Source organism: Stenotrophomonas sp. STEN240 (assembly GCF_056756175.1).
This window is the reverse complement of sequence record NZ_JBRRBO010000087.1, coordinates 1-3778: the sequence shown is the minus strand read 5'-3', so window position 1 is coordinate 3778 and position 3778 is coordinate 1. Positions and strand designations below refer to the sequence as shown.

Sequence of the window (3778 nt, the reverse complement as noted above, 5' to 3'; positions counted from 1 at the left end):
CGCGCTCCCCCGTTGTCTAACCTGGCCCGCCCCCCCCCCCCTCGCCCCCCCCACTACAGGTGTGGCTTTCGGCGGCACGGCTCGGCAGTACTGCAGTGGTTTGGGGTATGCCGACGGAAGTATGTATAATTCGTACATACTTCATTGGAGGTCCCATGGAAGCCACCGTAGCTGAACGCGGGCAGATCACTCTGCCCAAAGCCGTACGCGACGCCCTGGGCCTGACCAAGGGCACCCAGCTCAAGGTTGAGCTGGAGGGCAGCCGCATCATCCTGCGCAAGAGCGTGGACGACGCCATTTCCCGTGCCCGCGGCAAGTTCGCGCTGGACGGTTTCGAGTCGGCCGAGCAGGCCGTACGCACCGTCCGTGACGAGGCCGACCAGGCATGATCGCGGTCGACTCCCCGGTCCTGATCGAACTGCTCAGCGATGGCCCCCGCGCCGACGCGGTGGAGGCCTGCCTGCGGCAGGCGCTGGTCGGTGGCCGGGTGGTCATCTGCGGTACCACCCTGGCCGAGATCTGCGCATCACTGCGCGGCGGCGCCGAGGTGCAGGGCGCTTTGGAAGAAATGGGTGTCCATTTCAATCCGCTGGAAGCCAAATCCGCGTTGCGTGCCGGCGAGATGCACCGCCGCCATCGCCAACGCAGCGGCGAAACCCGCCGCATCGACGATTTCATGGTGGGCGCCCACGCACTGCTGCAGTGCGATGGCCTGATCACCTGGAACGACACGTTTTATCGCGACTACTTCAAGGGCCTGAAGCTGATCGTGCCGCAAAGCTGAGCCCAATCCATTCTTTAACCGTTACACCCGGGAGTTGTCATGTTGGAAGCCTACCGCCACCACGTAGCCGAGCGCGCCGCGCTTGGCATCCCGCCGTTGCCGCTGACCGCACAGCAGACGGCCGACGTCATCGAGCTGCTGAAGAACCCGCCGGCGGGTGAGGCCGAGTTCCTGCTCGACCTGATCACCCACCGCGTGCCGGCCGGCGTCGATGACGCTGCCAAGGTCAAGGCTTCGTACCTGGCCGCCATTGCCTTCGGCAGCGAGAAGAACGCGCTGATCAGCCGCGCGCGCGCCACCGAACTGCTGGGCACCATGCTCGGCGGCTACAACGTCGCGCCGCTGATCCAGCTGCTTGACGACGCCGAAGTCGGTGCCATCGCCGCCAGCGGCCTGAAGCACACCCTGTTGGTGTTTGATGCCTTCCATGACGTGCAGGAAAAGGCCAAGGCCGGCAACGCCCATGCACAGGGCGTGCTGCAGAGCTGGGCCGATGCCGAGTGGTTCACCAGCAAGCCGGAAGTGCCGCAGAGCCTGTCCATCACCGTGTTCAAGGTGCCGGGCGAAACCAATACCGACGACCTGTCGCCGGCACCGGACGCCACCACCCGCCCGGACATCCCGCTGCATGCGCTGGCGATGCTGAAGAACAAGCGTCCCGACGCGCCGTTCGTGCCGGAAGAAGATGGCAAGCGCGGCCCGATCCAGGAAATCCTGTCGCTGAAGGAAAAGGGCAACCTGGTTGCCTATGTCGGCGACGTTGTCGGCACCGGTTCCAGCCGCAAGTCCGCCACCAACTCGGTGCTGTGGTTCACCGGTGAAGACATCCCCTTCATCCCGAACAAGCGCTTCGGCGGCGTGTGCCTGGGTTCGAAGATCGCCCCGATCTTCTACAACACCATGGAAGATGCCGGCGCACTGCCGATCGAGCTGGACGTGTCGAAGATGGAGCACGGCGATGTCGTCGAGCTGCGTCCGTACGACGGCAAAGCACTGAAGAACGGCGAAGTGATCGCCGAGTTCCAGGTCAAGAGCGACGTGTTGTTCGACGAAGTGCGCGCCGGTGGCCGCATTCCGCTGATCATCGGCCGTGGCCTGACCGCCAAGGCGCGCGAAGCGCTGGGCCTGCCGGTGACCGAGCTGTTCCGTCTGCCGGTGCAGCCGGCCGACACCGGCAAGGGTTACTCGCTGGCGCAGAAGATGGTTGGCCGCGCCTGTGGCCTTCCGGAAGGCAAGGGCATGCGCCCGGGCACCTACTGCGAACCGAAGATGACCTCGGTAGGCTCGCAGGACACCACCGGTCCGATGACCCGTGACGAGCTGAAGGACCTGGCCTGCCTGGGCTTCTCGGCCGACCTGGTGATGCAGTCGTTCTGCCACACCGCTGCCTACCCGAAGCCGGTGGACGTCAAGACCCACCACACCCTGCCGGAATTCATCTCCACCCGTGGTGGCGTCTCGCTGCGTCCGGGCGACGGCGTGATCCACAGCTGGCTCAACCGCATGCTGCTGCCTGACACCGTCGGTACCGGTGGTGACTCGCACACCCGTTTCCCGGTCGGCATTTCGTTCCCGGCCGGTTCGGGCCTGGTCGCCTTCGCCGCTGCCACCGGCGTCATGCCGCTGGACATGCCGGAGTCGGTGCTGGTGCGCTTCAAGGGCAAGATGCAGCCGGGCGTGACCCTGCGTGACCTGGTCAACGCGATTCCGCTGTACGCGATCAAGTCCGGTCTGCTGACCGTGGCCAAGGCGGGCAAGAAGAACATCTTCTCCGGCCGCATCCTGGAAATCGAAGGTCTGCCGGACCTGAAGGTCGAGCAGGCGTTCGAACTGTCCGATGCTTCGGCTGAGCGTTCGGCCGCTGGTTGCTCGGTGCACCTGAACAAGGAGCCGATCATCGAGTACCTCACCAGTAACATCACGCTGCTGAAGTGGATGATTGCCGAGGGTTACCAGGACGCACGTTCGCTGGCCCGTCGCATCGAGAAGATGGAAGCATGGCTGGCCAACCCGGAACTGCTGCAGGGTGATGCCGACGCCGAGTACGCCGCCGTCATCGAGATCGACCTGGCCGACATCCACGAGCCGATCGTGGCCTGCCCGAACGACCCGGACGACGTGAAGACCTTGTCGGAAGTGGCCGGTGCCAAGATCGACGAAGTGTTCATCGGTTCGTGCATGACCAACATTGGTCACTTCCGTGCCGCTGCCAAGCTGCTGGAAGGCAAGCGCGACATCCCGACCCGTCTGTGGGTTGCACCGCCGACCAAGATGGACGCCTCCGAGCTGACCAAGGAAGGCGTCTACGGCACCTTCGGTGCTGCTGGCGCACGCATGGAAATGCCGGGCTGCTCGCTGTGCATGGGCAACCAGGCGCAGATCCGCGAAGGCTCCACCGCGATGTCGACCTCGACCCGCAACTTCCCGAACCGTCTGGGTCGCAACACCAACGTGTACCTGGGTTCGGCCGAACTGGCTGCAATCTGCTCGCGGCTGGGCCGCATCCCGACCAAGGAAGAGTACATGGCCGATGTCGGCGTGCTGGATGCTGCCGGCAGCGAGATCTACCGCTACATGAACTTCGACCAGATCAGCGATTACAAGGACGTGGCCGATTCGGTCAACGCCTGAGCTGTGGTTGAGTAGTAATGGTTGGTTGCAGCTGAGCAGTAATGGTTGGTTGTAGCTGATTGGTAATGGTTGAACGAAAAACCCCGGCGCAAGCCGGGGTTTTTTGTTGCCTGCTGAACCTGCAGCGGCGATTGCAGCGGTCGCAATGGTGGCGATGGCGTCGATGGTAGCTTGTGGGAGCGGCGTAAGCCGCGAAGCTGATGCCGCATCAGATTGCGGAAATTCCGGTCCTTCATCGACCCCGGCTTCGCGCCTAACGCCGCTCCCAAAAATTCGCTGGGATTCGCATGTCGGTGCGGCTTTCGCCGCGAAGCTGATGCAGCATCGGATTGCGGAGATGTCGGTTGTTCATCGACCCCGGTT

Annotated in this window: 4 protein-coding genes; 3 read left to right on the top strand and 1 reads right to left on the bottom strand. The window is 63.9% G+C overall.

From position 1 onward, the window contains the following. The first annotated feature begins 155 nt into the window (after window positions 1-155). Genes ACVOKO_RS19360 through acnB form a run of 3 tightly spaced genes read left to right on the top strand, consistent with a single transcriptional unit; the run spans window position 156 to window position 3415 of the window. Window positions 156-389 carry an AbrB/MazE/SpoVT family DNA-binding domain-containing protein gene (locus tag ACVOKO_RS19360; RefSeq protein ID WP_346501005.1) on the top strand — a complete coding sequence of 78 codons (234 nt, stop codon included), beginning with the start codon at window positions 156-158 and terminating at the stop codon, window positions 387-389. Continuing rightward, on the top strand, window positions 386-784 hold the full coding sequence (locus ACVOKO_RS19355; protein WP_346501003.1) for a type II toxin-antitoxin system VapC family toxin: 399 nt from the start codon (window positions 386-388) through the stop codon (window positions 782-784). Before ACVOKO_RS19360 ends, ACVOKO_RS19355 begins: the two co-directional genes overlap by 4 nt. A gap of 39 nt (window positions 785-823) precedes the next feature. Next, entirely contained in the window at window positions 824-3415 is a 2592-nt protein-coding gene (acnB, locus tag ACVOKO_RS19350; RefSeq protein ID WP_346501001.1) for a bifunctional aconitate hydratase 2/2-methylisocitrate dehydratase, read from the top strand. Here the strand turns inward: acnB and ACVOKO_RS19345 are convergent. Further along, window positions 3382-3778 (bottom strand): hypothetical protein (locus tag ACVOKO_RS19345; protein WP_346500999.1); only part of this gene is annotated, 397 nt, incomplete at its 5' end. The two genes, acnB and ACVOKO_RS19345, sit on opposite strands and share 34 nt — an antisense overlap.